The 383-nt window shown below is 59.0% G+C and carries 1 protein-coding gene; it reads left to right on the top strand.

All coding sequences use genetic code 11. The features are described from left to right. A partial coding sequence (locus BST40_RS31335; protein ID WP_208618965.1) for a hypothetical protein occupies positions 1–188 on the top strand: 188 nt, incomplete at its 5' end. Between the last annotated feature and the right edge of the window lie 195 nt (positions 189–383).

Consider the following 383-nt stretch of genomic DNA (forward strand, 5'->3'; position numbering starts at 1 on the left):
CACCAACTACATTGCCAGATCGCTACTGGAAACCGGTGGATTCAGACCCCAACTACACCCTCGATTGTGAAGAGCCCCATATCCTCTTGTTGACATCCTTCAACCCAGCGGCAGCTTGCTCACGCGACATCGACGGTTGCGGCGGTGGCGGCTCTTGTTTCCAGGTGTGGTCGACGGCCTGGACGTGAGGTTTGTGGTCGTGGGGTGTTTCCGGGAAAGTGGTGGCGATTCTGGCCGTCGCGGTCGTGATTTTGGCGCCTACTTCATGTTCGACCCCGACGAGCTGGGTGGCGCGTTGGCGGATGTCGGCGGAATTTGTCAACCTGAATGAGGCACCGTCGAGCGGTATTTACTGAGTGGCCTCCTCGGTGTCGTCGGGCTTG

This window comes from Mycobacterium persicum, assembly GCF_002086675.1.
Taxonomy (GTDB): domain Bacteria; phylum Actinomycetota; class Actinomycetes; order Mycobacteriales; family Mycobacteriaceae; genus Mycobacterium; species Mycobacterium persicum.